Origin of the sequence: Corynebacterium sp., assembly GCF_030530965.1 — a bacterium.
In the GTDB taxonomy this organism is placed as follows: Bacteria; Actinomycetota; Actinomycetes; order Mycobacteriales; family Mycobacteriaceae; genus Corynebacterium.
On the sequence record NZ_JAUMTY010000037.1, the window covers coordinates 19,205 to 21,757 of the forward strand.

General features: G+C 54.9%; 3 protein-coding genes. 2 read left to right on the plus strand and 1 reads right to left on the minus strand.

Annotated features, from left to right (window positions below; genetic code table 11):
• A partial coding sequence (locus Q3981_RS07660) for a Bax inhibitor-1/YccA family protein (RefSeq protein ID WP_303124983.1) occupies positions 1–473 on the minus strand: 473 nt, incomplete at its 3' end.
• A gap of 431 nt (positions 474–904) precedes the next feature.
• Here Q3981_RS07660 and Q3981_RS07665 point away from each other — a divergent pair.
• Together Q3981_RS07665 and Q3981_RS07670 are read left to right on the plus strand one after the other, a co-directional pair.
• Positions 905–1,549, plus strand: coding sequence for a hypothetical protein (locus Q3981_RS07665; protein WP_303124973.1), 645 nt, complete (start codon positions 905–907; stop codon positions 1,547–1,549).
• A 193-nt stretch (positions 1,550–1,742) separates the two neighbouring features.
• Positions 1,743–2,135, plus strand: a complete 393-nt coding sequence (locus Q3981_RS07670; RefSeq protein WP_303124975.1) for a hypothetical protein — start codon at positions 1,743–1,745, stop codon at positions 2,133–2,135.
• Positions 2,136–2,553: the final 418 nt, after the last annotated feature.

Below are 2,553 nucleotides of genomic sequence, written 5' to 3' on the forward strand. Positions count from 1 at the left end.
GCGCCACTGACCATGACGTTCGCGAAGACGCTGGTCAGCCCACCAACGAAGAGGCCCTCGAAAGCGGCATAAAGAAGGGTAACGACGGGTGAGCCGAACTTTTTACCGAACGTCGACACCATGACCATGATGAGTCCACCGATGGCACCAACCATGGTCAGCAAGCTGGAGACCTGGGGGTTCGACAGGGACAGCATGTAGTTAATGACGGCGCCGACGATAATGACCCCGAGCGTAATGCTGGTCTTGACGATCACGTCGTCAATGGTCATTCCGCGCTCTGCAGTTGTGCCCTGGGCCTGCTCCTGCATGGTCTGCTGACCGAACTGCTGGGCACCAGCCATCGATGCACCCCGCTGGCCGAACTGCTGGGCGTCTTGGCCTTGGCCGAATACGTACTCGCCCTGACCGGAACGGGCTTCACGCTTCCGTTCCTCCGTCAGGGAGCTGAAGTATGGATTAGAACTACGCACGGGGGGTAAATCCTTTCATCGTGCACTTAACTCATTAAGCGTCATCGTGGTGACCACTATAGGTGATCACCATGTTTGCGTTAACTATCTTCGCCACCACGCGGTATCTCAGAGCCGGGCAGAACTCAACTGATGAGGCTCGGCTGGCACCTGCGTTGCCGAAGACAGATATAACGGCTCGTCGTTAAGAGTAACGGACAAAGTAGAAGGTTTGTTCCCGCCCCCTCCGCATGACAGGAAGTCTCGCCCCGCTTTAACGAAGAAATCGATGTGACGCCCATAACGGATCAGAGCGAGAAAACGATGTATCGTACAGGGCTTTAGCCGCCGCACATCCGCTTACACAGCAAGCGATAACAAACGGTGGCATTTACAATACATCCGACGACAATTACGAAACCACACCAACAATTTAAGGAAACGAAAACACTATGCGCCTTTCCCGCTCCTCCATCGCACTCAGTTCCGCTGTCGTTGCCACGACGCTAGCTCTGACTGGCTGTTCTCACGACAACTCATCGTCGTCAACATCAACGTCGCTCGTGACGTCGTCAGTGACGACGTCACCGTCGTCGTCCTCACCTTCTCCGTCACCATCCTCTGAGTCTCCCTCCTCTGAAGAGCCGAAGAGCACGGACAATCCCGACGATAAAGATAAAGCGGCTAAAGAGAACGAGCGCAAGGACGACAACAAAGACAAGAAGGACAATAAAGACGGGGATAAGGATAAGGACAAAGAGAACAAGAAGCAGGCGGATAACAAGCCGAACAACAACAAACCGGCCGACAATAAGCCAAAAGACAATCCCGCCCCGCCTGCTGCGCCAGCCCCGGCGCCTAATAACGACGGTGGCAACCAGCAAACTGAGGCGCAAAGCCAGCAGCCCAGCGGAACAGATGCGCAGCCCAGTGAGACTTACCAGTTGCAACCGTGGGAAAACTTCACCGTAAAGCAACCCGTCGTGGAGAACTCCCCGTGTGGTCCGGAACTTGATCGCGGTGCCACTGGACAAACCAAAGAAGGAAAGCCACTGCATTGCTCAGACAGCACGAACCCCAAGTGGGTTCCCTGGTGATCACAGCCCCCCGGGAGAACTGACCGGTAAAACGTCTGTAAAAACGTGAATCAGCCGGTATAAATTCGCGCTCAGGGGGTGGTGTCCGACCTGGGGTTAATATATGTTGTACATGTCACCATCGACATCGTTGAACCTGCATCAGTCAGGAAGACGTGCGGTGGCGTGCCCATCCCTCTGAAAGGACACCGTAATGAAGAATACAAAGGCTATCCTCGGTAGTCTGGCGCTCGCAGGTGCACTCACCGTCGGAGCCCCGGCTGCACAGGCGGCAGAAGCTCCCTCAACCCCCGCTGCAACTGCAACGGCCCAGGATGAATCCGCAGCCTCCGCCACGGATCAGCAAAAAGAATCCACGACGGATGGCTCTGACAAGGATAGCGCTGAGCACAAGGCTTACGTTGCCAAGTGCACGCTCAGCACACTCGGTGGAGCGCTTACCGGCATCTTGACCGGCGCTACTGCTGGCACTGTCTTCGGCCCCGGCGTCGGCAACATTGTTGGAGCGGTGATCGGTGGCCTCGGTGGAGGCATCACCGGTGGTCTGAAAGGCTGCCTGCCTGCTGAGAACAGCGCAGCCAAGTAATATCTCGGCCCCGGCCAAATAAGGTCGATTTTATACCGCCCCGATGTGGGCGGTTTTTTATTTTTGAAGAAGTTTTCTTATCTTCGTTTTTGTGCCGCTATAAGGGTTCACGCTTTAGCGAGAGGGATAAACGGAATTGCTACTACCCTCCCTTTACTGAGCGAGTATTCATCTTTAATGCCCTCATCACCCAGGGAACGATGTATCAACTCTTTTTACCAATACTCGGCATTTGTGAATGGCGATTTCTGTTAGGAACGGTGTTCGTCGCGATTCAACATTGCCAGTCCGAAGGTAGCTTCAGTCCGTCCGAAAATCGATACGAGCCACCTTGCATTACCTTCCGAAACTAGGAGCCCGCGTTCGTTTGCCAACGCCCTATTAGCCACCGCAAGACACGCCGGGTCATGAACGGGGG

Coding starts and splice junctions, on each gene's coding strand:
- Q3981_RS07665 (WP_303124973.1), top strand. CDS start 905: ATGCGCCTTTCCCGCTCCTCCATCGCACTCAGTTCCGCTGTCGTTGCC.
- Q3981_RS07670 (WP_303124975.1), top strand. CDS start 1,743: ATGAAGAATACAAAGGCTATCCTCGGTAGTCTGGCGCTCGCAGGTGCA.